Annotated in this window: 24 protein-coding genes; 21 read left to right on the forward strand and 3 right to left on the reverse strand. The window is 58.7% G+C overall.

Annotation, left to right across the window (positions count from 1 at the left end; all coding sequences use genetic code 11):
- Positions 1–304: 304 nt before the first annotated feature.
- From IE061_RS09905 to IE061_RS09920, 4 genes are all read left to right on the forward strand, one after another.
- On the forward strand, positions 305–1546 hold the full coding sequence (locus tag IE061_RS09905; protein WP_193461527.1) for an NAD(P)/FAD-dependent oxidoreductase: 1242 nt from the start codon (positions 305–307) through the stop codon (positions 1544–1546).
- A gap of 230 nt (positions 1547–1776) precedes the next feature.
- Positions 1777–1986, forward strand: a complete 210-nt coding sequence (locus tag IE061_RS09910; protein WP_016913796.1) for a putative motility protein — start codon at positions 1777–1779, stop codon at positions 1984–1986.
- A 162-nt stretch (positions 1987–2148) separates the two neighbouring features.
- Positions 2149–3738 (forward strand): peptide chain release factor 3, encoded by a 1590-nt coding sequence (locus IE061_RS09915; protein WP_081135561.1) that lies wholly within the window; start codon positions 2149–2151, stop codon positions 3736–3738.
- A 46-nt stretch (positions 3739–3784) separates the two neighbouring features.
- Entirely contained in the window at positions 3785–4558 is a 774-nt protein-coding gene (locus tag IE061_RS09920; RefSeq protein ID WP_100730650.1) for a TatD family hydrolase, read from the forward strand.
- A gap of 17 nt (positions 4559–4575) precedes the next feature.
- On the opposite strand, the gene ygfZ is transcribed toward IE061_RS09920, so the two are convergent.
- The gene (gene ygfZ, locus IE061_RS09925) at positions 4576–5532 is read right to left on the reverse strand and encodes a CAF17-like 4Fe-4S cluster assembly/insertion protein YgfZ (protein WP_193461528.1); all 957 of its coding nucleotides are present in this window, start codon (positions 5530–5532) and stop codon (positions 4576–4578) included.
- Between the two features lie 217 nt (positions 5533–5749).
- Between ygfZ and IE061_RS09930 the strand changes: the two genes are divergently transcribed.
- The 6 genes from IE061_RS09930 to IE061_RS09955 all read left to right on the forward strand — a co-directional run bounded on the left by IE061_RS09930 (position 5750) and on the right by IE061_RS09955 (position 12641).
- Positions 5750–5947, forward strand: a complete 198-nt coding sequence (locus IE061_RS09930; protein ID WP_016913800.1) for a hypothetical protein — start codon at positions 5750–5752, stop codon at positions 5945–5947.
- Positions 5948–6355 carry an OsmC family protein gene (locus IE061_RS09935; RefSeq protein WP_081193228.1) on the forward strand — a complete coding sequence of 136 codons (408 nt, stop codon included), beginning with the start codon at positions 5948–5950 and terminating at the stop codon, positions 6353–6355. It begins immediately after the preceding gene.
- 17 nt (positions 6356–6372) lie between these two features.
- The gene (gene uvrB, locus IE061_RS09940) at positions 6373–8397 is read left to right on the forward strand and encodes an excinuclease ABC subunit UvrB (protein WP_081193226.1); all 2025 of its coding nucleotides are present in this window, start codon (positions 6373–6375) and stop codon (positions 8395–8397) included.
- Between the two features lie 229 nt (positions 8398–8626).
- Positions 8627–10132 (forward strand): fumarate hydratase, encoded by a 1506-nt coding sequence (locus tag IE061_RS09945; RefSeq protein ID WP_193461529.1) that lies wholly within the window; start codon positions 8627–8629, stop codon positions 10130–10132.
- A gap of 121 nt (positions 10133–10253) precedes the next feature.
- The gene (cls, locus tag IE061_RS09950; RefSeq protein WP_193461530.1) at positions 10254–11672 is read left to right on the forward strand and encodes a cardiolipin synthase; all 1419 of its coding nucleotides are present in this window, start codon (positions 10254–10256) and stop codon (positions 11670–11672) included.
- 51 nt (positions 11673–11723) lie between these two features.
- Positions 11724–12641 (forward strand): LysR substrate-binding domain-containing protein, encoded by a 918-nt coding sequence (locus IE061_RS09955; protein ID WP_039178001.1) that lies wholly within the window; start codon positions 11724–11726, stop codon positions 12639–12641.
- On the opposite strand, the gene IE061_RS09960 is transcribed toward IE061_RS09955, so the two are convergent.
- Positions 12638–13732, reverse strand: coding sequence for a bifunctional nicotinamide-nucleotide adenylyltransferase/Nudix hydroxylase (locus tag IE061_RS09960; RefSeq protein ID WP_193461531.1), 1095 nt, complete (start codon positions 13730–13732; stop codon positions 12638–12640). The two genes, IE061_RS09955 and IE061_RS09960, sit on opposite strands and share 4 nt — an antisense overlap.
- Positions 13733–13910: 178 nt before the next feature.
- Here IE061_RS09960 and IE061_RS09965 point away from each other — a divergent pair, with 178 nt between their 5' ends.
- The gene (locus IE061_RS09965; RefSeq protein ID WP_039177997.1) at positions 13911–14810 is read left to right on the forward strand and encodes a YihY/virulence factor BrkB family protein; all 900 of its coding nucleotides are present in this window, start codon (positions 13911–13913) and stop codon (positions 14808–14810) included.
- Positions 14811–14959: 149 nt separating this feature from the next.
- Here the strand turns inward: IE061_RS09965 and IE061_RS09970 are convergent, their stop codons facing one another.
- Positions 14960–15913 carry a D-2-hydroxyacid dehydrogenase gene (locus IE061_RS09970; protein WP_039177995.1) on the reverse strand — a complete coding sequence of 318 codons (954 nt, stop codon included), beginning with the start codon at positions 15911–15913 and terminating at the stop codon, positions 14960–14962.
- Positions 15914–16112: 199 nt separating this feature from the next.
- Here IE061_RS09970 and IE061_RS09975 point away from each other — a divergent pair, with 199 nt between their 5' ends.
- The 10 genes from IE061_RS09975 to tolB all read left to right on the forward strand — a co-directional run bounded on the left by IE061_RS09975 (position 16113) and on the right by tolB (position 24705).
- Complete coding sequence (locus IE061_RS09975; protein ID WP_016913811.1) at positions 16113–16388, forward strand: FmdB family zinc ribbon protein; 276 nt, start codon at positions 16113–16115, stop codon at positions 16386–16388.
- Between the two features lie 65 nt (positions 16389–16453).
- Entirely contained in the window at positions 16454–18235 is a 1782-nt protein-coding gene (aspS, locus tag IE061_RS09980; RefSeq protein ID WP_039177993.1) for an aspartate--tRNA ligase, read from the forward strand.
- A gap of 99 nt (positions 18236–18334) precedes the next feature.
- Positions 18335–18886: a crossover junction endodeoxyribonuclease RuvC gene (ruvC, locus tag IE061_RS09985; protein WP_193461532.1), complete on the forward strand. Its 552-nt coding sequence runs from the start codon at positions 18335–18337 to the stop codon at positions 18884–18886.
- A 69-nt stretch (positions 18887–18955) separates the two neighbouring features.
- The gene (gene ruvA / locus IE061_RS09990; RefSeq protein ID WP_081193214.1) at positions 18956–19561 is read left to right on the forward strand and encodes a Holliday junction branch migration protein RuvA; all 606 of its coding nucleotides are present in this window, start codon (positions 18956–18958) and stop codon (positions 19559–19561) included.
- 79 nt (positions 19562–19640) lie between these two features.
- Complete coding sequence (gene ruvB, locus IE061_RS09995; RefSeq protein ID WP_100730657.1) at positions 19641–20678, forward strand: Holliday junction branch migration DNA helicase RuvB; 1038 nt, start codon at positions 19641–19643, stop codon at positions 20676–20678.
- Positions 20675–21076 (forward strand): tol-pal system-associated acyl-CoA thioesterase, encoded by a 402-nt coding sequence (gene ybgC / locus IE061_RS10000; protein ID WP_016913816.1) that lies wholly within the window; start codon positions 20675–20677, stop codon positions 21074–21076. Before ruvB ends, ybgC begins: the two co-directional genes overlap by 4 nt.
- A 110-nt stretch (positions 21077–21186) precedes the next feature.
- Positions 21187–21864, forward strand: coding sequence for a protein TolQ (tolQ, locus tag IE061_RS10005; RefSeq protein ID WP_230478432.1), 678 nt, complete (start codon positions 21187–21189; stop codon positions 21862–21864).
- A gap of 21 nt (positions 21865–21885) precedes the next feature.
- The gene (gene tolR, locus IE061_RS10010; RefSeq protein ID WP_081135593.1) at positions 21886–22323 is read left to right on the forward strand and encodes a protein TolR; all 438 of its coding nucleotides are present in this window, start codon (positions 21886–21888) and stop codon (positions 22321–22323) included.
- Positions 22324–22336: 13 nt separating this feature from the next.
- Complete coding sequence (tolA, locus tag IE061_RS10015; protein WP_193461533.1) at positions 22337–23419, forward strand: cell envelope integrity protein TolA; 1083 nt, start codon at positions 22337–22339, stop codon at positions 23417–23419.
- A complete protein-coding gene (gene tolB / locus IE061_RS10020) occupies positions 23419–24705 on the forward strand; it encodes a Tol-Pal system beta propeller repeat protein TolB (protein ID WP_193461534.1) in 1287 nt (428 codons plus the stop codon). The genes tolA and tolB overlap by 1 nt, the downstream gene beginning before the upstream one ends.
- Positions 24706–24742: the final 37 nt, after the last annotated feature.

Consider the following 24742-nt stretch of genomic DNA (forward strand, 5'->3'; position numbering starts at 1 on the left):
GTGTGCACTGCATTGGTGCTTCGGGGGTGGGTAAATGCGTCACTGTCGGGTGACGAGAGCAGGAATCCCTGTCGCCGTGACGAACGCTTTCAGCACTGCTAATGTGAATCAAGCAAATGTCATGCCGTGGCTAGTGAACTCCTCCTTATTTTGGTTTTTTACGTGATTAAAAACTGAAATATAGGTAAAAACGGTATTTATGACTGTGCAATTGCTCTTTGAATGGTGATATTTTTCAATTCACTGAAGTGCTGCCGGGGAGGGTCTGGTAGCATCATCATCTTTCGGAAAGGAGTGCATCAAAATGGCGCGTCAAACAGTGGTTTTAGGGGCAGGGATGGTCGGCGTCAGTATTGCCTGGCAACTGCAAAAGCGCGGTTTTCAGGTCACCTTGATCGATCGCCGCCAGCCTGGTCGTGAAACCTCGTTCGGTAACGCGGGCATTATCCAGCGTGAGGCGGTACGGCCGTATCCGTTTCCTCGCGATATGAAAACCATTTTGAGCGTGCTGCCTAACCGTCGTGTCGATATTCGCTACCGGCCCACCGGCATGATCAAGGCGGCCTCTCCGCTGCTCAGTTATTGGCACCACTCGTCGTCGCGGCTCTACAAGAAGATCGCCCCGGAGTACGCCTCGCTGATCCAGCTGTGTCTCGACGCCCACGCGCCGATGATCGAAGCGGCAGGTGCCGATGCGTTGGTACGTCGCGAGGGCTGGCTGGAGATCTATCGAACCCCCGAGAAGCTGGCCAAGCGTGTCAAGGAAGCAGAGGAAGCCCGCGATCTCTATGGTGTGCAGTTTGCGGTGCTCGACCGCCAAGGGGTTGCCGAAAAAGAGCCCCAGCTGGGAGAGCAGATCATTGGAGCTATTCATTGGCTGGACCCCTGGACCGTTGCTGACCCCGGTGGTCTGGTAGCGGCCTACGCCGAGTCGTTCGTTGCTTTGGGTGGCCAGCTGGTACAAGCGGACATCACCGACGTCAGTCAGCAGGGGGCGCAGTGGCAGGTGACCACCGCCACCGATACCTTCACGGCAGATGATGTGGTGATGGCACTGGGCCCTTGGGCGGGAGAGTGGATGAAGTCGCTGGGCTACCACTTCCCGACGTTCGTCAAGCGTGGCTACCATATGCACTACGCCACGCAACCGGACACCAGGCTGCATTATTGGCTGATGGATGCAGAAGTCGGCTACCTGCTGGCGCCCATGAACGCTGGCGTGCGGCTGACCACGGGGGCGGAGCTGGATCGCCTGGAATCGCCGGCCGATGAAGAGCAGCTAGGGGCGGCAGAGAGCGTGGCGCGGACCATTTTTCCGCTGGCCGATCGCAAGGACGAGCGTGCCTGGAAGGGCGCGCGTCCTTGTCTGCCGGACATGAAACCGGTGATTGGCCCGGCGCCACGCCATCCAGGCTTGTGGCTGGCATTCGGTCACGGCCACCAGGGCTTTACGCTGGGGCCTGCTACCGGCCAACTGCTGGCTGACATGATGGAGAATAAACCGACAGCCATCGATATGGCACCGTTCCGCGCGGACCGCTTCTAGGCTTTGTGCGAAAACTGCCTACGCTCGCCCATACGGCGTTAAAAATCGGCTTAAAGTACTCATTTACACCTTGTAAACTCCGTCTTTTCGCCGATTTTTGCCTTGTCTGGCCATCGCTCGCCGACTTTTCGTACAAAGCCTGGATGCCAGGTGGCGTTCCGGTTTGTTTGGCACCCGGAAGGGATGTTTGCTAGGCTGTAGATGAAATTCCGCTAGATGGAGGTTCCACAATGGATGTCGCAGTCAGTAATACGGTGAGCACGGCGCTTTACATGAACCAGGCGCAAACTGTGGAACAGGCGCAGATGCAAATGTTCAGAGATGCGCTGGAGCAGCAAGCCGATCAGGTCACGGAAGTATTGGCGTCGGCGGATTCGGCAGCGCAGCCCGAGCTTGCTCAGGAAGGTAGCGTCGGTACGCAAATCAATACCTTCGCTTAACCCCCGCTGGAACAACGCCTTTCTCAATACCCAAACGCCGACCTTGTCGGCGTTTTTTGCTTTGGTATGCCGCAGGCAGGGAGTTGCGTTACCATAGGCGCACCCCGCCACTGGTCTGGCGCTTTTTTGGTTATTACGCAGTCCCCCTATTTAGAGAACTCCATGTCTGACGCTCAATTAGCGCGCGAAGCAGAGCTACGCCGCACCTTTGCCATTATTTCGCACCCTGACGCCGGTAAAACGACTATCACCGAAAAAATGCTGCTGTTCGGAAACGCCATTCAGATGGCCGGTTCGGTGAAAAGCAAGCGCAATGATCGCCACGCGACGTCCGACTGGATGAAGATGGAGCAGGAGCGGGGTATCTCGGTGACCACGTCGGTCATGCAGTTCCCCTACGGCGGACGCATCGTCAACCTGCTGGACACTCCAGGACACGAGGACTTCTCGGAAGACACGTACCGCACCCTGACCGCCGTCGACTCTGCACTGATGGTCATCGATGGGGCCAAGGGTGTCGAAGATCGCACCATCAAATTGATGGAAGTGTGTCGACTGCGTACCACGCCCATCCTCACCTTCGTGAACAAGATGGACCGCGATATTCGTGACCCCATTGAAGTCATGGACGAAGTGGAGACGGTGCTCAACATCCAATGTGCCCCGATGACCTGGCCCATTGGCATGGGGCGGCACTTCAAGGGGGTCTATCATCTCTACAACGACGTGATTCACCTCTATACCCAGGGGCAGGGCAGCCGTATCCCTGACGACAAGCGTATCGAAGGGTTGGACAACCCGGAGGTGGATGCCATTCTGGGCGAAGAGCAGGCCGAAGAGCTGCGCATGGAAGTCGATCTGGTGCGCGGCGCCTCCCATGAGTTCGACCTGGAAGCCTATCGTCGTGGCGAGCTGACTCCTGTCTATTTTGGTACCGCCATGGGTAACTTCGGTGTGCGTGAAATGCTCGACGGCTTCGTCGAGTACGCGCCATCGCCGCAGCCCCGCGAGACCGATACTCGAGAAGTCACGGCCCAGGACGATCGCTTTACCGGTTTCGTTTTCAAGATCCAGGCCAACATGGACCCGAACCACCGTGACCGCATTGCCTTTCTGCGGGTGTGTTCCGGCAAGTACGAAAAGAACATGAAGATGCGCCATGTGCGCATTGGCAAGGACGTCAAGATTGCCGATGCGCTGACCTTCATGGCCTCGGACCGCTCCCACGTGGAGGAGGCCTGGCCCGGCGATATCATCGGCTTGCACAACCACGGCACCATTCAGATTGGTGACACCTTTACCGTGGGTGAAGACATGCGCTTCATGGGCATCCCGCACTTTGCGCCGGAGCTGTTCAAGCGCGTGCGCCTGAAAGACCCGCTGAAGATGAAAGCACTTCAGAAAGGCCTGCAGCAGCTATCGGAGGAAGGGGCTACTCAGGTCTTCATGCCGCTGGATAACAATGACCTGATTCTTGGCGCAGTAGGTACGCTGCAGTTCGACGTCGTCGCACACCGCTTGAAGGAAGAGTACAAGGTCGATTGTCTCTACGAAGGTGTCAACGTGCAGACGGCTCGCTGGGTCTATTGTGACGATGCGAAAATGCTGGAAGAGTTCAAGCGCAAGGCAAGTGCTAACCTGGCGATCGATGGCGGTGGCTACCTGACCTATATTGCCCCGACCCGGGTCAATCTGCAAATGACCCAGGAGCGCTGGCCGGATATCCGTTTCCAGCCGACCCGAGAGCACTAATCTCAAGACTCGCCTCAAGAGGCCTACCCAAACGAGAGCGCTTGCCATGCTCATTGACGCCCACTGCCACCTGGATGCCACGGAGTTCGATGAAGACCGAAAGGCCGTCATCGCCGCGGCCAGGGCCGTGGGCGTCACCGGTTTCATCGTGGCTGCCACGGTGCGCCAGCGCTGGCAGAATGTGCTGGCGCTGGGCGAGAGTGACGGGGTCAGCATCTGCCTCGGGCTTCACCCCTATTTCATTGCTCGGCATCACGCCGATGACCTGGCGGCGTTGGAGGCGCTGGTCAAGCAGCAGTTGACCCGCCCGGAAACCGCCCTGGTGGCGATTGGCGAGTGTGGTATCGATGGTCGCTTCAGCGAGAGTCTCTCGCAGCAGTGGGAGTATTTCGATGCCCAGCTCGGTATCGCGAGCCGTTGCCAGCTTCCCCCTGTCGTGCACTGTGTGAAGGCCAACGATGACGTGGCCAAGCGGCTTCATCAATGGGCACTGGCGAGGCCCGGCATGATCCATGCCTTTGCCGGTTCCTACCAGCAGGCCGCAAGGTTTCTGGATGCGGGGTTTGTACTGGGGCTGGGAGGCGCCGTCACCTACGCTCGTGCTCAGCGCCTGCATCGCGTGGTGGCCAAATTGCCGGATGATGGCTTCGTGCTGGAAACCGATAGCCCCGATATGCCGCTGAGTGGCTTCCAGGGGCAGCGCAATGAACCTTCGCGCGTGAAGCACGTCGCTGAGCAGGTGGCTAAGCTGCGTCAGCAATCGCTGGAACACGTCGCAGCGCTGAGCAGTTCCAACGCTGCACGTATTTTTGGCCTGTGAGTGCTGCCCCGCTGGCGTTAGCTCAATTGAGCCGCTAGCGCCTCAGGGTCCAGGCGCTCAATGGGGTAAGGCAGCGCGTGCAAGGTCACTGGCTGCGCTTGCCAGTAGACGGAGATCTGTTCCTCCGCCACTTTGGTATTCATGACCGCCAGCAGTTCTACCTGCTGTTCGTCACTGAACGCGCTGTTGACGACTTCACCCAGGGCTTTCCCTTCCTTATCTACCAGGCTGTCACCTATCTGGGGTAATGCGCTGGCGCTCACGTGCGCATGCACCAGGCGTTTTTTGACCTGGCCGCGAAAGTGCGCCCGAGCGACGACTTCTTGCCCGGTATAGCAGCCCTTTTTGAAGCTGATGCCGCCCAGCGCTTCCCAGTTGAGCATTTGTGGCAGGAAGTGATCCTGCTGTGCCGCCGTCAACCAGGCGAGGCCGCTACGGATGTCTGCCAACTGCCAGGCTTGCTGTAGTGTCTCTTGCGAAGCCTTCTCTGGGGGTGTCTCTTCCAGCATCAGCATCAGCAGCCAGCGGGCAGTGCCCGGCATACGCAGGGCGGTGCCCAAGGGGCTGGTATGATGCGTATAGGCCTGATCGGGCAACGTCACGCCTGCCTGCTCGAGTAGCGAGGTGTCCGGGGCGCTGCTGCCCACGAACGTTACGGATGTGGCAATCGTCAGCTCGGCCTTGTAGAAAGCGGCAAACTTTTTCAAATGGTTGGCCAGAGGCTCGGCCAGCGAGGCGTCGAGAACCAGCCGATAGTGCTGTGGCGCCAGGCGCAGCAGCTGGGCATTGGCCAACATGCGCCCTTTGGGGGTGCAAAAGCACGTCAGAGGGGCGAAGTGTCCATTGGCGAGGCCGACCTGGGCGCTGGTTTGACCCTGGAGAAATTTTTCGGCATCAGGACCCGTGACGTCCAGCGCTGCCAGGTGCGTCAAATAAACGGTACCGGTGAAGGGGTGAGTCTCGGCGGTGGCCATGGTCTCTCCTGAAGATGAAAGCTGCGCGACATGAAGTGAAAGGCGCGGCAATAGGTTACGCTAGGTGCGGGCAGTGGGCTGCAATTGCAAGCGCACTTGCGCGTGCTAAACTTCAATTCCGCGTATCGGTCTTGCACAAGAATTTTTGCGTCGTATCGCCGATTGATCCCGCTAGCATATACTTAACAAGACTCATTAACACATAAAAGGGCAGCGCATGGCAGTGCAATCACTCAGTTTTCAAGGGGTTTCCAACGCTGATCAGGTGAACAAGATCACCACGGCATTGATGATGCTGGATGGGGTGGACAGCGCCGAAGTAGGGCGTCATGGCGCCGAAGTGGAAGGACGCGCCAAGCGCGACGCGCTGATCAAGGCGGTCGAACAGCTCAAACTACCCATCAAGGTGTCGTGAATGCATCCGCCTATCGTGGTGATCAGTGAGCGCAACCGAGCGTTTCGCCAGCGTATCGAGGTCAATGGCCTGGAAGACCTCTACGCAGACGTGCCCGCAGTGGTGGGTGGCGATGAAAGTGCGCCGGACCCTCACGACTATTTCGATATCGCTTTGGGAACCTGCAAGGCCATTACCGTACAAATGTATGCCAAGCGCAAGCAGTGGCCGTTGGAAGGCATTACGGTCACGGTGCAGCGAGACGACCAGGATGAAAAGAAGGGCGTTTACCGGCTGGCCGTTCAGCTCGAACTGCACGGTATCAGCGACCCTGAGCAGAAAGCCAAGCTGGAAGAGATCAGCCACAAATGCCCCATTCAGCGGTTGATGACCCAGGCCACCATCGAGATCACCACTTGCACCGAGTGACCACCCCAGGAGCCATGATGAGCAAGGAATTTCGTCTGCAGTCAAAATTCAAGCCTGCGGGCGACCAGCCCACCGCGATCCGCAGCCTGGTAAGCGGCCTGGAGTCGGGCCTGGCCCACCAGACGCTGCTGGGCGTGACCGGCTCCGGCAAGACCTTCACCATGGCCAACGTGGTGCAGCAACTACAGCGGCCGACCATCGTCATGGCGCCCAACAAGACGCTGGCGGCCCAACTGTACGGCGAATTCAAGGCGTTCTTTCCCGACAACGCCGTCGAATATTTCGTCTCCTACTACGACTACTATCAGCCGGAAGCGTACGTGCCTTCCTCGGACACGTTCATTGAAAAAGATGCCTCGATCAATGATCACATCGAGCAGATGCGGCTGTCCGCTACCAAGGCGCTGCTGGAAAGGCGTGATGCCTTGATCGTTGTGTCGGTATCGGCGATCTATGGTCTGGGTGACCCGGACCAGTATCTGAAAATGCGCCTGCACTTTACCCGCGGCGAGCTGATCGATCAGCGTGCCTTCCTGCGCCGATTGGCGGAGCTGCAGTACACGCGCAACGACATGGACTTTCGTCGCGGCACCTACCGTGTGCGTGGTGATGTAATCGATATCTTTCCGGCCGACGCCGATGAAGAGGCCGTGCGTGTCGAACTCTTCGACGATGAGATCGACTCCATTCGCCTGTTTGACCCGCTGACGGGGGATATACGTGGCCAGGTACCGCGCATGACGATCTACCCGAAGTCGCACTATGTCACCCCCAGGGAAACCATCCTGGAGGCCATCGATGCCATCAAGGGAGAGTTGAAAGAGCGGCTCGAGTGGCTGAGAAAGCATGAGCGGCTGGTGGAAGCCCAGCGCCTGGAGCAACGCACCCTCTATGACATCGAAATGATGCTGGAGCTGGGCTACTGCAACGGCATCGAAAACTACTCGCGCTACCTGTCTGGACGAGCCCCTGGCGAGCCGCCGCCGACATTTTTCGATTACCTGCCGGACGATGCGCTGCTCTTCATCGATGAGTCCCACGTCAGCGTGCCCCAGGTGGGTGGCATGTACAAAGGTGACCGCTCCCGCAAGGAGACGCTGGTGGAGTATGGCTTCCGCCTGCCTTCCGCGCTGGACAACCGGCCGATGAAGTTCGAAGAGTGGGAGTCGATTTCGCCACAGACCATCTTCGTATCGGCCACCCCGGGGCCTTATGAAGCAGAGCATGCCGGTCAGGTGGTCGAACAGGTGGTGCGCCCCACGGGGCTGCTTGATCCGCAAATCGAAGTGCGCCCTGCCAGCACCCAGGTCGACGATCTGCTGTCCGAAATCGGCTTGCGCACCGCAGTGGGCGAGCGCGTGCTGGTGACCACGCTGACCAAGCGTATGGCCGAGGATTTGACCGACTATCTCGACGAACACGATATTCGGGTGCGCTACCTGCACTCCGATATCGACACTGTCGAGCGGGTGGAAATCATCCGCGATCTACGGCTGGGCAAGTTCGATGTGCTGGTGGGGATCAACCTGTTGCGCGAAGGGCTGGATATTCCAGAAGTGTCGCTGGTCGCCATTCTGGACGCGGACAAGGAGGGCTTCCTGCGTGCCGAGCGTTCGTTGATTCAGACTATTGGCCGCGCGGCGCGTAACGCCAATGGTAAAGCGATTCTCTACGGTGACCGGATTACCGACTCGATGCGCAAGGCCATCGATGAAACCGAGCGCCGCCGCGCCAAGCAGATGGCCCATAACGAAGAGCATGGCATCACGCCGACCACCGTGACGCGTTCGGTGGCCGACATTCTCGAAGCCGCCCAAACGCCCGGCAAGAAGAGCTCCCGCCGACGTGGCAACGAGCGCAAGGTGGCCGAGCCTGAGGGTAGCTATGACGTGGCGTCCATGAGTCGGCAAGACCTGCTGGCGGCCATCAGCAAGCTGGAAGACGCCATGTTCGAGGCCGCCCAGAACCTGGAGTTCGAAGAGGCGGCGAGATTGCGTGATCAGGTGCACCGCATGAAAGAACAGCAGCTGGCGCTGGGATAGGCGATGCCTGAAGGCCCTGAAATCCGGCGTGCCGCGGATCGTATCGAGAAGCAGCTTAGTTATACCGTTATCTTGTCTGTTGATGATTCGTCAGACCAAAGCCTTACGCTCAGATCAGTAGCGTGGGCCTGTATTGGCTGCCGTGGCTGTTTCAATACGGTATACTTCCCGCACACTTAGACGACCGAGAAGGTCGCGCTCAGCACGATAACCGAGGAGCTGTTCATCCATGACCGTGATTCGCCAGGACGACGTGATTCAAAGCGTTGCCGATGCTCTGCAGTACATCTCTTACTATCATCCCAAGGATTTCATCGATGCCATGGCAGCCGCTTATGAGCGCGAAGAGAATCCGGCGGCCAAGGATGCCATTGCTCAGATCCTGATCAACTCACGGATGTGCGCCACGGGCCATCGCCCCATCTGCCAGGATACCGGCATCGTGACGGTATTCGTGCATGTCGGCATGAACGTGACCTGGGACGCGGATCTCAGCCTGGATGACATGATCAACGAAGGCGTACGCCGGGCCTACCAGTTGCCCGATAACGTTCTGCGTGCATCGGTCCTGGCGGACCCGGATGGCAAGCGCCAAAACACCAAGGACAATACGCCCGCCATCATCCATCACAAGATCGTGCCTGGCGACAAGGTCGAGATTCACGTGGCAGCGAAGGGCGGCGGTAGCGAGGCAAAATCGAAGTTTGCCATGCTCAACCCTTCCGACAGCGTGGTGGATTGGGTCATGGAACAGTTGCCCAAGATGGGTGCTGGCTGGTGCCCGCCCGGCATGCTCGGTATCGGGATTGGTGGAACCGCCGAAAAGGCTATGGAAATCGCCAAGGAAGCGCTCCTCGATCCGATCGACATCCAGGACCTTCAGGCACGTGGCCCCAGCAACCGGGCAGAAGAGCTGCGTCTGGAGCTGTTCGACAAGATCAACAAGAGTGGTATCGGTGCCCAGGGCCTGGGCGGCTTGACCACGGTGCTGGATATCAAGGTCAAGGATTATCCCACCCATGCGGCCAACAAGCCGGTGGCCATCATTCCCAACTGTGCGGCGACGCGTCATGCGCACTTCACTCTGGATGGTTCCGGTGCCGTCTCGTTGCCAGCTCCCAAGCTGGAAGATTGGCCGGAAATCACTCGTGAAGCGGGTGATAACGTCAAGCGCGTGAATCTCGATACGGTCACTCCTGAAGAGGTCAGCACCTGGCAGCCAGGCGACACGCTGCTGCTCAACGGAAAACTGCTGACCGGCCGTGATGCGGCGCACAAGCGTATGGTCGACATGATCTCCAAAGGTGAGCCGCTGCCGGTAGACATGAAAGGTCGCTTCATCTACTACGTTGGGCCAGTAGATCCGGTAGGTGATGAAGTCGTTGGGCCAGCTGGGCCAACGACCGCCACTCGTATGGACAAGTTCACCCGTACCATGCTGGAAGAGACCGGGCTGCTGGGGATGGTGGGCAAGGCTGAGCGTGGCCAGGCGGCCATCGACGCGATTCGCGACAACCAGGCCGTCTATCTGATGGCGGTCGGGGGCTCTGCCTATCTGGTGGCCCAGGCCATCAAGAAGTCTCGTGTAGTAGGCTTCGAGGACCTTGGAATGGAAGCCATCTATGAGTTCGAGGTGGAAGACATGCCGGTCACGGTCGCTGTCGATAGCCAGGGCACGTCGGTGCATCAGACGGGGCCTGCCAAGTGGAAAGAAATCATTGCCCAAAAGGCCTGATGGACGATTGGCAACCTGTGTGACCAGATGAGTGATCGGAAGCCCCGTCCCAGGCGGGGCTTCTCCGCATGGTCGCTATAGAAAAACAGCAAGATGTCCTGATGATGACGAGGAAGCGTTAATGGCCTCATGGCTGCTAGGCACGGCGTTCATGATGATCCACGTTCTGGGGATGGTCTCGGCAGTAATGGCGTTGATGTCCAGTCGGACACCCCAGGGTGCCGTCGCGTGGATCATTTCACTGCTGACCTTTCCCTATATCGCTTTACCCGCCTACTGGTTTTTTGGACGCCCCCGCTTCTATGGCTATGTGACCGCACGCGGTGCAAGAGATACGGTGCTGCGCAGAGTCTTGGTGCGCTATCGCCACAACATCAAGCCTCACGTGGTCGAGTCCACCAATACCGATATCAAGGCCGTGGAGCAGCTGGCGATGATGCCGCTGACCCGAGGTAATCACCCACAGCTGCTGATCGATGGGCAAGCAACGTTCGACAGCTTGTTCGAAGGCATCGCCCAGGCTCGGCACTATCTGTTGCTGCAATTCTTTATCGTGAGGGATGACGCACTGGGACGTGAGCTGCAGCAGCATCTCGTGAGCGCGGCAAAACGTGGTGTGCGTGTCTATTTTCTCTACGATGAAATTGGCAGCCGCAAACTGCGAGACGGTTATTTCAAAGAGCTGAAGCAGGCAGGTGTCGAAGTGACCCCGTTTCGATCGTCGCGTGGCATCAAACACCGCTTCCAGCTCAACTTCCGCAACCACCGCAAGATTGCCGTGGTGGATGGGGAGCAGGGGTGGGTAGGCGGCTTCAATGTCGGCACAGAGTATCTGGGGCAGAGCAAGAAGCATGGCCCTTGGCGTGATACTCATCTGTTACTGCACGGTCCTAGCGTACTCGGCCTCCAGGAGGCGTTCTGGGAAGATTGGCACTGGGCCACAGGGGAAGTGATTACGCTGAACTGGCACGCGGCACCCGCCGCGGGGCATGACCAACAAGTGGTTATCGTGCCGTCGGGGCCTGCGGACAAGCAGGACACGGCAGGACTGCTGGTGCAGCAGCTGATTCACAGTGCCAACGAACGTTTCTGGGTCACCAGCCCGTATTTCGTGCCGGACCAGAGCGTTCAGGATTCATTGAGATTGGCGGCCATGCGCGGTGTAGATGTGCGTGTGATGATCCCGGAGCGGCCGGATCACTTGCTGGTCTTCCTGTCGGCATTCTCGTTCTTGCCCGACATGCTCAAGGCAGGTGTGAAAATATACCGTTATCAACCTGGCTTTCTACACCAAAAAGTCATGCTTATCGACAACAGCTCATCTGCCGTCGGTACGGTCAATCTGGATAATCGCTCGTTCAGATTGAATTTCGAGATTACCGCCTTCATACCCAGCGCTGATTTTACCCGACAGGTGGCCGAGATGCTGGAAGCCGATTTCGCCCAGTGTCGACGCGTTACCCTCGATGAAGTCAGCCAGCGACCAATGTGGAAAAAAGTCGTATCCCGCGCCGCGTACCTGATGTCACCCGTCCAGTAGCCGCTGGGCCAGCCGCGATCACAAAGAACCAATAAACAAAGGGAGTGTTGGGTGAATCTTGAAACAAAATGGTTAGAAGATTTTGTGGCACTGGCCAACACGCGCAGTTTTTCTGCGTCTGCCAGGCAGCGCCATGTGACCCAACCTGCCTTTAGTCGTCGCATCAGGGCGCTGGAACAAGCGGTGGGCGTCACCCTGGTGGACCGCTCGACGACACCCATAGGGCTCACCTCGGAAGGCCAGCTTTTTTTGGTCACTGCGCGCAACCTGGTAGAGCAACTCAATGAATCACTCAGCCATTTGCGTGGCCTCTCGATTGCCAACGAGGCGCTGGATATCGTGGCCGCGCACTCCTTGGCGTTGAGTTTTTATCCGCCCTGGATCTCGCGGCTGCAGAAGGGTTTGGGCGAACTGCCGACGCGGTTGGTGGCCATGAATGTGGGCGAGGCGATTCACGTTCTGCGGGAAGGCAACTGTGACCTCATGTTGGCTTACTATGACCCGTTTGCCACCATGCAGCTGGACGCCGAAGTGTTCCCGTCTTTTTCGATTGGCAAGGTCAAGATGTTGCCCGTGTCGCTCCCTGATGAGCAGGGCAAGCCGCTGTTCTCGCTGCAGCGTGATCAGTCGATTCCCTACCTGGCCTACACACAGGGTGCTTTCCTGGGGCGTAGCGTGCGCATGCTGCTGAAGAACGATCCGCTACGCATGAAGCTGCGCACGGTGTACGAAACGGCCATGGCCGAGGGCCTGAAGGGCATGGTGTTGCAAGGAGTCGGCGTGGCCTGGATTCCCGATTTCTGCATCCGTGAAGAGCTGAAGAGCGGTCGGCTGGTTCGGGCAGGAGATGAGGGGTGGGATATTCCTCTGGAAATCCGTCTGTATCGTTGCTCGCTGGTGCACAAGCCCGGGGTAGAGCGCCTATGGCGGCAAATGATGAAGCTGCCGCGCGATTTTCTGCAGGGCTAAACGCCACCCAGGTTGGCCGGTAGCCCTAGAAAGTTCTGAACGATGAAGAAGTGGTCTTCAAACAGACTTTCCGGCTCCAGGTCGGCCAACGCCACCCAACGGGCATGCTCGCCGCCTTTGACCGGCTTCAGGCGAGGTAGCTGCTGGTCGGGGGTCAGCGCAAAATAGAAAGCTTCGGCGAGCGTTCGCCCTCGCCAACTGCGGTGTGGCTCATCGAACAGACGCTGGCCGCGTAGCGAGCCCTTCAGCACCGGTTCCGGCACTTTGAGCCGCAAGCGTTCGCGCAGCTCGCGCAGGCAGGCATCCAGCAAGCGTTCGTGAGGGTTGATGAAGCCGCCGGGCAGCGCGAACAGCCCCTTGCCAGGGGCGGCAGTGCGCTTCACCAGCAATACATGGCCAGATTGCACCACCACGGCATTTACCGTCACGAAGATGGGCGGGTAAGGGGCTTTTGCCCAGGCCTGGCGATACTGGTCCAGCAAATGCTGCTCCTCCAGCAACTGATGATAAGCATCACCCTTGCAGAACTGTCCTACGCTTCTGACCACCCCCGGGGGAAGATCATGATAAGCGCCAGTGCTCAGATAGTCGCCGGTGGCGTCCGGGGAGCGAAACAGCCGTTCTCGAATCTGGCTGGCTGAAATGCCTTCCACCAGCGGAACGCTGACCGACTCCCACTGAGGAAACAGCGAAAGATAGTAGCTCGATTGGCCACGGCTGGCTCCGATCAGTCCGATACGTGGCAGACGAGCCTTGGCGGGGGTAGTCAGGTCACGCACCTTGCGTTGCACATCCCGCACCCAGACATCGTCATTGTAAAGGGCATCCAGCAGGGGCGTGATTTCCAGGCGGCGGTTCTCGGCTTCGTCGAATCCCGAGCGGATCATGGCTTGGCGTTCATTGAAGTGCCAGGGATTGCGTAACGAACGCGCTTGCCACGAAGAGCCGACCATGACGATGACCTGACGCGCCTGTTTGAGCGCTTCGCGGATGATGGCCAAATGCCCCAGATGTGGCGGCTGAAAACGACCAATGAAGACTAGGCAGTCAAACTCATGGTTCGAAGGGGGGAGGGCAGCATCCGGTGTCATGGGGTGTCCTTGCGCGCTGGTCAGTTGGCCATCAGGCGTGGCCATTATGGTCAGTGAGTCACTTCTGTGCAATGCATCAAACCCTGCGCTCAACGGTTTCATTCGGTATGCTTACCTATTGATAGTGATAGTGGCGTTATAAAAAAGGACGCTGGGAATGGTTTTAAAGGGAATAACTATGCTGAAGCGCACGCTCGTTTTCTGGTGGAACGTGGTACAAGATGCAATCTCTCTATGGCTGGAGCGCAATGCCTTCAGCTACGCTGGTTCGCTGGCGTTCTATACGCTTTTTTCGCTGGCCCCGACGATCATCATCGCTGTCACTGTGATCGGGGTGGTGCTGGGGGAAGATGCTGCTCAAGGGCAAATCGTGGCGCAGCTTCAAGGCACGTTAGGGGCCGAGGCGGCCCAGGCGGTGGAACAGGCGGTTGCCCAGTCGCGTATCGAAGAGTCCGGGCTTCTGCCTACTGTTTTAGGGGTGGTTGCGCTCCTGGTGGGTGCCACCACGGTCTTTGCTCAGATGCAGTTTTCACTCAATACCATCTGGGGCGTCACGGCCAAGCCTACCAGCAACAGCGCCTTCATTTTCATCAAGACGCGCCTGCTGTCGCTGACCGTCGTGCTTTCGATTGGCTTCATTCTGCTCGTTTCTCTGGTGCTGGGCGTTTTCCTGCGCAGCATGCTGCACGCCACCAGTGACCTGCTGCCCATCGCGACTATCGTCACCACCACTGCCGAGTCGCTCATTTCGCTGGCCATGGTGACCTTGCTGTTTGCCACTATCTTCAAAGTGCTGCCCGATGTGGTATTGCGTTGGCAGGACGTGCTGATCGGCGCGCTGGTGACGGCGATTCTGTTCACGATAGGCCGCAGCCTGATCGCCATCTATCTGGCCTATACGGCCACCGCATCTACCTATGGTGCCGCGGGCTCGGTAGTGATGATCCTGCTGTGGGTCTACTACAGTTCCTTGATACTGTTGTTCGGTGCATCGTTTACCCGTTCGCTGCTGCTGCGCCGAGGGCGCCCTCTGGTGCCCCGCAACAGTGCGGTATTGGTACGCCAAGAATTGCTTTGATGAACAGGAGGTTGCCATTGTCGCAGTGCTGTCTGCGTGGAATGGTGCCTGGGAAGGTTCAAGGGGCCAGGGTGACCCACGTATCAATGGAACCCCTGGCCCTACATCACGCTTCTGGTCATTTTGCGACGTTTTGACGTATTACCGCCTCAGGCGGACTGCTCTGCCTGCCAGTCAGTGATGTTTTTCGCCGACAGCAAGACGATGTTCTGACGCGCTTCGGGGGTGATCCAGGCGTTGTGCGGCGTGACGATCAAATTGAGCGGCTCTCCTGCTGCCAAGGCATCCAGCAACGCATGCCCCTGGCGGGGGGGCTCGGCGGGCAGCACGTCAACGGCCAGCCCGCCCAGCGCTCCTTTGCGCAGCGCCTCCAGAGCGGCCTCTTCGTCGATGATGCCGCCGCGCGCGCAGTTGACCAGCAGCAGTGAAGGCTTGGCCTTGGCCAAACGCGCTTGATTGATCAAATGTCGTGTGTCGTCGTTCAGGGGGCAGTGCAGGCTGATGACATCGGCGTTGGGCAGCAGGTCGTCCAGAGCCGGGCGCTTATCGGCGGCTTCGTTGCCAGGACGCGCGGCGAAGGTCACTTGCATGCCGAAGGCCTCGGCCAGACGAGCGACTTCCGAGCCCAGTTCGCCACTGCCTACCATGACCAGTTGCTTGCCAGCCAGCTGCAGCGTCGGGTGGTTCTGAAGGCAGAAGAAATCACTTTTCTGCCAAGCTCCTGCGGCGATATCTGCCTGATAGCGCGGCAGGCGATTGGCCAGTGACAGCATCAGCATCAGCGTGTGCTGAGAGACACTGGCCGTGCCGTAGGCGGAGACGTTCTTGACGACGATGCCATGAGCCTTGGCTGCGTCAAGATCGATATTGTTCAATCCCGTGGCCAGGACGCAGATCAGCCGTAGCGAAGGCAACTGCGACAACGTGTCGGCGTCCAGTGTGACCTTGTTGACGATGGCGATATCCGCGTTTTTCAGGCGCTCGCGGGCCTGCTCTGGGGTGCTTTGTTGATAGGTTTCCAGGTGATCGACGGCCTCACGAATCGGCGTCAGGTCGATATGGGGGCCCAGGCTTTCTGCATCCAGCATTACCGCATGAGGCATGTTGTTTTCTCCATTGGCTGCCAAGTGGCGCTTGGCCTTGCCCGGCAGGGGGCACAAAAGGGTATAATGTTCGCGCTATCAACCGCAGTCTTGGAATTTATCCCAGCAGGCCACATATTGTCAGCTCGGCGGCCTAGTCGTTCGCCACTTTTCTGTAAATATCAGTCTGTTGACGTTGTGCTTTTCAGGAGCCCTCAACATGCCTATCTATGAGTACGAGTGCAAGGCCTGCGGCCATCGCATGGAAAAACTACAGAAGGTCAGCGCTGATCCGCTGACTCAATGCCCCGCTTGCCAGCAGGATGACCTCGAACGGCTGGTGTCTGCGGCAGGCTTTCGTCTGGCCGGTGGCGGCTGGTACGAAACCGATTTCAAAACCGGTAGCAAAAAGAACCTTGCTGCTGGCGGTGGCTCGGCTGGCTCCTCGTCCAGCGACACCAGCACGCCATCTCCCAGCAAAGGCGCCGCGGCTTAGCCGCGGCGGTCAGCCGAGGTAGTTGGCGACCCCTTACATAGTCACGCAACAGAACAGGAAGAGACATGCGCAGCCATTATTGCGGCCAGCTGAACGAAACATTGGTGGATCAAACGGTCACCGTCTGCGGTTGGGTACATCGCCGTCGTGATCACGGTGGGGTTATCTTTCTCGACATGCGCGACCGCGATGGGATTGCGCAATTCGTCGTCGACCCCGATACCGCCGAGGCGTTTGCTAATGCCGACCGTGCGCGCAGTGAATATGTTCTGCGTATTACAGGGCGTGTTCGCCTGCGTCCCGAAGGCACTCAGAACCCCAACATGCCGACTGGCATGATCGAAGTGCTGGCCAAGGAGGTCGAGGTGCTCAACACTGCCCTCACGCCGCCTTTCCAGCTGGACGAGCACGGCAAGGTGGGTGAGGAGGTGCGCTTGAAGCATCGTTACATCGACCTGCGCCGCCCGGACATGATCGAGAAGCTGCGCCTGCGTTCGCGTATTTCGCACAGCGTTCGTGCGTTTCTCGAAGGCCAGGGGTTTCTGGACATCGAAACGCCCATCCTGACCCGCGCGACACCCGAAGGTGCCCGCGACTACCTGGTGCCGAGCCGCACCCATGCGGGTAGCTTTTTTGCACTGCCGCAGTCGCCGCAGCTGTTCAAGCAGCTGCTGATGGTGGCGGGCTTTGACCGCTACTACCAGATTGCCAAGTGCTTCCGTGACGAAGACCTGCGTGCCGACCGTCAGCCAGAGTTTACCCAGATCGATATCGAGGCCTCGTTCGTCGAGGAAAACGATATCATGGGCATCACCGAAGCCATGATCCGCCAGCTGTTCCAGGAAGTGCTGGATGTCGAGCTGCCGGAGTTCCCGCGCATGACTTGGCAGGAAGCCATGGATCGCTTCGGCTCCGACAAACCGGACCTGCGCATTCCGTTGGAGCTGACGGATGTCGATGACCTGATGCAGCAGGTGGATTTCAAGGTGTTCTCTGGTCCTGCCAGCGCGGAAGATGGCCGTGTAGCTGCCTTGCGTGTGCCGGGTGGAGCCAAGCTGTCGCGCAAAGAGATCGATGAATACACCAAATTCGTCGGTATCTACGGCGCCAAGGGCCTGGCCTGGATCAAAGTCAACGAGCGCGCCAAAGGGCTGGAAGGCCTGCAGTCGCCCATCGTCAAGTTCATGGAGAACGTCGTCGAGGAACTGCTCGATCGCGTGGGTGCAGAAGATGGCGACATCATCTTCTTCGGTGCCGACAAAACGCGCATCGTCAACGAAGCCATCGGCGCACTGCGTGTCAAGCTGGGCGCTGATCTGGCCATGTATACCCAGCCCTGGGCGCCGCTCTGGGTGGTCGATTTCCCGATGTTCGAAGCCGATGATCAAGGCCGCCTGAGCCCGCTGCACCATCCCTTCACGGCGCCTTCCTGCACGCCGGAAGAGCTCAAGGCCAACCCGGCCGCCGCGCTATCGCGTGCTTACGACATGGTATTGAACGGTACCGAGCTGGGCGGTGGTTCCATTCGTATCCACGATCAGTCCATGCAAAGCACCGTATTCGACATTCTGGGGATTGGCCAGGAGGAAGCGCAGGAGAAATTCGGCTTCCTGCTGGATGCCTTGCAGTACGGTGCACCGCCCCATGGTGGTTTGGCTTTCGGTCTGGATCGCCTGGTCATGCTGATGGTCGGTGCCAAAACCATCCGTGAAGTGATCGCCTTCCCGAAAACGCAAAGCGCTGGCTGCTTGATGACCGACGCCCCCGGCGAAGTCAGCCCTGAGCAGCTCAAGGAGCTGAGCATTCGACTGCGCCAAAAGGCCAAGGCGGAGACCACAGGCGAGTAAACGCTCTGTCGCCTGCCAGAGGTAGCCAACACCGACGCTCTGCGTCGGTGTTTTGTTATGTGTCACCTTATCTGCCATCGCGTTACCAGGAGTCAGTACATGGAAGGACATCAGTCCGTGGCAGTCGTTCGAATCATGGGTATCGACCCTGGGTCACGGATTACCGGCTACGGCGTCATTGACCTGATCGGCATGAAGCCTCGCTATGTGGCCAGCGGCTGTATACGTACCTCTGATGGGGCGCTGGAGCAGCGTTTGGCGCAGATCTATGCCGGGCTCGGGGAAGTGATCGGCCTGTATCGACCTGAAGCAGTCGCGGTAGAGCGTGTGTTCATGGCCAAGAATGCCGACTCGGCGCTAAAGCTGGGCCAAGCCCGAGGCGCCGCGCTGGTATGCCTGGCCAACCATGGGCTGAGTGTTTCCGAGTATGCGGCTCGGCATATCAAGCAGGCCGTCACGGGGCATGGTGGTGCCGAGAAAACACAGGTACAGCACATGGTGACGACGCTGTTGCAGTTGACTGCCACGCCTCAAGCCGATGCGGCCGATGCGTTGGCCATTGCCTTGACCCACGCGTTCACCGGAAGCAGGCGTGTGCCCTCCGAGGCCAAGCAGGGCACACGACGCTCTTCAGGGCGCTGGCGGTTATAGCCGTTACTGGTCATCTGTACAGAGTCGCTTTATAGTGGCTTACCGTTTTCACTATCCGCGAGCACTCCTATGATTGGTCGGTTAACTGGTTTATTGGTCGAAAAGCATCCGCCCTGGATCGTGGTGGATGTCCATGGCGTAGGCTACGAACTGGAAGCCTCCATGAACACGCTGGTGGCGCTGCCTGCGCCAGGTGAAAACGTCTCGTTATATACGCACTTGACCATTCGCGACGATGCCCATTTGCTGTATGGCTTCGGCCGTGAGCATGAGCGTGCGCTGTTTCGCGCCTTGATCAAGGTCAGCGGGGTAGGCCCCAAACTGGCGCTGGCGATTCTATCGGGCATGGATGAAGACGCCTTCATGCGCTGCGTGCGCGACGATGACAGTAAAGCACTGACCCGTTTGCCGGGCGTGGGCAAGAAGACGGCCGAACGGCTGATCATCGAAATGCGCGATCGCTTTCCCGATTGGGAACAGCGCCATGCCCCGCTGGCCTTGGAAGCGACCAGCGGTCGCCCAGCCCCGCGCGACAGCCTGGCCGACGCCGAAGCAGCGCTGGTCAGCCTTGGTTACAAGCTGACAGAAGCCGCTAAAATGCTGGCCGATGTAGATCCCAACCAATCCACCGAAGCGTTGATCAAGGCGGCGTTGACTCAGCGCATGAGCGGCTAAACAGGCTCCATGTGGTAATCAGCAGCGTGCCGGATGTCGTTGAGCGCCGGCGTTGATCAGACCCAGTAGAAGAGTTGCCATGCTAGAACATGACCGATTGATTGCCGCTGAACCGGAGCATGGGGAAGTGCGCATCGATCACGCCATTCGTCCCAAGCGCCTGCAGGACTACATTGGTCAGTCCCGAGTCCGTGAGCAGTTGGAAATCTTTATTGGCGCGGCCAGATTGCGGGAAGAGAGCCTTGACCACACTTTGGTGTTTGGCCCACCAGGCCTGGGCAAAACGACGCTGGCCAATATCATTGCTACTGAAATGGGCGTTGGGCTGAAGTCGACCTCTGGCCCGGTGCTCGAGCGGGCCGGGGATCTGGCTGCGATGCTGACCAACCTGGAGCCGGGTGACGTTCTGTTCATCGATGAGATACACCGCCTATCCCCCGTGGTGGAAGAAGTCCTCTATCCGGCCATGGAAGATTTTCAGCTCGACATCATGATTGGTGAAGGGCCTGCGGCGCGCTCCATCAAGCTCGACCTGCCGCGCTTTACGCTGGTGGGGGCGACCACGCGAGCAGGGTTGCTGACCTCGCCGCTGCGCGATCGCTTCGGTATCGTCCAGCGTCTCGAGTTCTACAATCTTGAAGAGCTAACGGAAATCGTCGCTCGTTCGGCACGCCTGCTAGGCGTGGAAACCAGTCGAGAAGGTGCGGTGGAGGTTGCCCGCCGCTCGCGGGGAACGCCTCGTATTGCCAATCGCCTGCTGCGTCGCGTACGTGACTATGCCGAGATCAAGGGCAACGGGGTGGTCGATGTAACGCTCGCCGATGCGGCCCTGAACATGCTCAACGTCGACCATCATGGCCTGGACCATATGGATCGTCGCTTGCTGCTGGCCATGATCGACAAGTTCGACGGTGGGCCGGTCGGGGTCGACTCCCTCTCCGCCGCGATTGGCGAGGAGCGGGATACCATCGAGGACGTTATCGAGCCTTATCTGATTCAGCAGGGCCTGATGATGCGTACACCACGGGGGCGGGTCGTGACGCGCCAGGCGTGGCAACACTTCGAGCGGGTGGTGCCCGACAGCGCCATGAGTGCAGAAGGGGAGCGGCGACCATGAGCGATGGTTTTGCGATGCCAGTGCGCGTTTACATAGAAGATACTGACGCGGGCGGTATTGTCTACTACGTTAACTATCTGAAGTTTATGGAACGCGCCCGCAGTGAATGGTTGAGAGAATTGGGCTTGAATCAGCAAACGCTGCTAGACGAAGGGACGCAGCTAGTGGTATACCGCATTGCCTGCCGCTATGCCAAGCCAGCACGTCTCGATGATGCGCTGACCGTAACGGCCACCATGGCCAATCAAGGCCGCTGTCGAATGACATTCGAGCAGCAGGTGTGGCGAGACAAGGAACTCTTGTGCTCCGCCACAGTCGAGATAGCCTGCTTGAGTGCTGATACCTTACGGCCCAAAGCGTGGCCAGTATCGCTCGATCTTTCTGTGTCGGCTCATTAGTCCGCAGGCAGCGATATCTCGTAATGCTAAACCCGGTGAAATGACCACCGCTACCCTGTCGCCATGGCGACACTAATAGATTGAAGAGGGCAACTGTGAACGATAACACCATGTCCATACCCCACTTGATAATGAGTGCCAGCACCGTCGTGCAGCTCGTCATGTTACTGCTGGTGGTGGGGTCGATCCTCTCTTGGGTGGTGATTTTCCAGCGCAGCATGGCATTGCGTCGTGCCAAGCAGGAGTACAATCAATTCGAAGAGTCATTCTGGTCGGGTGTCGACCTCAATGAACTGTACCGTGAGATCCCCGCCGATGATCCACGTCACGGCGCAGAGCACATCTTTCAATCCGGCTTTCGTGAATTCAACCGCCTGATGTCCAGGACGCGTAACGCGGACACGATCCTCGAAGGCGTCCAGCGCAGCATGCGCGTTGCCTGGTCGCGGGAAGAAGACCGCCTTACCCAGCACCTGGTTTTTCTGGCCACTGTGGCATCGGTCAGCCCTTACGTCGGCCTGTTTGGTACGGTGTGGGGCATCATGGGCTCGTTCCAGTCGCTTTCCATGACCCAGCAAGCCACCCTGGCCACCGTGGCGCCCTGGATTGCCGAAGCCCTGATCGCTACTGCCATGGGCCTTCTGGCAGCGATTCCTGCCGTTATCTTCTATAACCGTCTTTCCAACGAAGCCGCTCGCCTACTGGGCAGGTACGAAAATTTTGCTGAAGAATTCCATGCGATCCTGCATCGCAATTTGCAAGGCCGCGATGGCAAGCCGCAAGCCTGATGCCCGCTAAAGGAGTTCGTTATGCAAGGTTCGTTTAATCGCGGCGGCAAGAAAAAGCCCATGGGGGAGATCAACGTCGTCCCCTTCATCGACGTCATGCTGGTGCTGCTGGTCATTTTCATGATCACGGCCCCCATGTTGACACAAGGGGTGCAGGTGGATTTGCCGCAGGTCTCCTCGGAGCCTATTGAAACTCAGGAAGATAGTGATCCGATCATTATTTCGGTGGATCGTGACGGCGGCTATTTCATTACCCTGGGTGAAGACACCAGCAATGTCTCTCTGGAGCAGATTTCCGAACGCGTCATTGCCATTCTCCAGCGTAGGCCCGGCACACCTGTCATGGTTCGCGGCGACCGTAGCGTGCCTTATGGCCAAGTCGTCATGTTGATGAGCACCCTACAACGCTCTGGTGTGGCGAACGTTGGGCTGCTCTCAGAGCCGCCGCAAGATGGCTAAGGGCGAGTCACCGATGGCAGTGAAACCACCACGCGACCCCCAGGATGTCGGCTATACCTTGCCGACGCTTCTGGCGATTGGTGTGCATCTCGTCGTGATTGCGTTCACGCTGATTCGGCTACCCAGCACGCCTGCAGAGCCCGACTCCTCATCGATCGTGCAGGCCACTTTTGTCAGTACGGAAACCTTCACCGATCAGGCGCAGCAAATCACCGAGCAGCAGGCCGCGCTGAACAGTGCGACTGAGCCGGCCGAGAGCGAGCCAGCACCTGAAGCACCCAGCCCCGCAGAGCAGGCAGCTGAAGCAGAGGCTGCCGCGGCGGCACAGCGCGAGGCAGAAGCCGCAGCCCGTGCAGAGCAGCAAGCCCGTGAGCTGGCCGAAGCCCAGGCCGAGGCCGAAGCAGAGGCCCAACGACGCGAGCAGGAAGCTCAGCGGGCAGCAGAAGAGCAGGCCGCTGAGCAGCGCGCCCGAGAAGAAGCAGAAGCTCAACGCCAAGCCGAAGCCGAAGCCCAGCGCCAGCGGGAAGCCGAAGCCGAAGCTCAACGCCAGCGGGAAGCCGAAGCCGAAGCTCAACGCCAGCGGGAGGCTGAAGCCGAAGCCCAACGCCAGCGGGAGGCTGAAGCCGAAGCCCAACGCCAGCGGGAAGCCGAAGCCGAAGCCCAACGCCAGCGGGAAGCCGAAGCCGAAGCCCAACGCCAACGGGAAGCCGAGGAGCGTCGGGCTGCCGAAGCGGCAGAAGCGGCCATGCAGCGCCAGTTGGCCGGTGAGGCTGAGGCGGCCGCCAATGCTCAGCAGGCCCAGCAGGCGGCAAACAGCTTTATTAATATCGTGCGGCGAGCCGTTGAGCAGGCCTGGGTCATTCCGCCGGGAGCAAGTAACTCGATGAGTGCTACCATACAGGTAAGGCTTGGACCATCGGGCGAACTGCTAGCCACATCGGTGGTCACTTCAAGTGGTGACAGCGCCTTTGACCGGTCAGCGATGCAGGCGGTCGAACATGCAGCACCGTTTGGCGAGTTACGCGACTTGCCAGCGGATCAGCAGCGCAATTTACGTCAATTTAATCTGCGATTTACCCCGGGGGATGTCCGCTGATGCAAACGTTGAGCAAAGTGTGGCTTTTTTGCGTACTGCTATTGATCAGCAGTGTGGCAAGCGCAAACCTGACCATTGAAATAACCCGTGGCAGTGACCGTGCGCTGCCCATTGGTGTGGTTCCGTTCGAGGGTGGCGAAGGCTTGCCCGAGGACGTGGCTCAGATCATCCAGGACAACCTCGAGCGCAGCGGCTTCTTTTCACCGCTGGATAGAGGCGCCATGTTCGAGCGCCCCAGCCAGGCCAGCGACGTTCAGTTCGGTACCTGGCGTTCACTGGATGTCCGCTATCTGGTGGTAGGCCGGGCGCGCCAATCGGGCAGCGGCTATGAGCTGCAGTTCGACCTGATGGATATCAGTGGTCAGCGTCCTATCCTGAGTGAAACCGTCACCGCCAACAGTAATGATCTGCGTGGTGCGGCGCACTATATCAGCGATGAGATCTTCGAAGCGATCACCGATATTCGTGGCGCATTCTCCACGCGCATTGCCTATGTGACTGCGCAAGGCGTGGGCGACAACATGCAGTTCGGCCTCTACGTGGCCGATGCCGATGGCCGCAGAAGCCAGCAAGTGCTGACCTCTGACCAGCCCATCATGTCGCCAGCATGGTCACCGGATGGCCGTAAACTGGCGTATGTGTCTTTCGAATCTGGCAAGGCGGCCATTTACATTCAGGACGTGGCCACCGGCCAGCGTGTGCAGGCGACCTCGTTCGACGGGATCAATGGCGCGCCAGCATGGTCACCGGATGGCCGTCGCATTGCCATGTCGCTATCCAAGGATGGTCAACCGGAAATCTACATTCTGGATGTGGCCAACCGCTCCGTTGAGCGTGTCACTCAAAGCAACAGTATCGATACCGAGCCCGCATGGTCACCCGATGGCCGCAGTCTGATTTTCACTTCTGACCGCAGCGGTGGGCCGCAGATTTATCAATATTCGCTGGGTAGTGGCGAAACTAATCGCATTACGTTCACAGGTAACTATAATGCCCGTGCCCGCTTCTCTCCCGACGGTGAAGAGATCTTCTTCATCCATCGTTCGAGCCGGGGATATCAGGTTGCCAAGCAGGATCTTGGGGGTGGTCGCTTAGTGGTGTTGAGCGAATCAACAAGAGATGAATCTCCTAGTGTTGCCCCGAACGGTACCATGGTAATCTTCGCTACCCAGCAGGGTGGTGCGGGAGTGCTCAGTGCCGTGTCAGCCGATGGCCGTTCATCGTTCAGGCTGCCAGCAGCGCAAGGCGATGTACGTGACCCTGCATGGTCACCTTTCTTAAATTAATGAATGAACAGCACTAATCTCTGTTTTCAGGCAAGGA

It is taken from the genome of Vreelandella hamiltonii (assembly GCF_014651795.1).
GTDB classification, from domain to species: domain Bacteria; phylum Pseudomonadota; class Gammaproteobacteria; order Pseudomonadales; family Halomonadaceae; genus Vreelandella; species Vreelandella hamiltonii.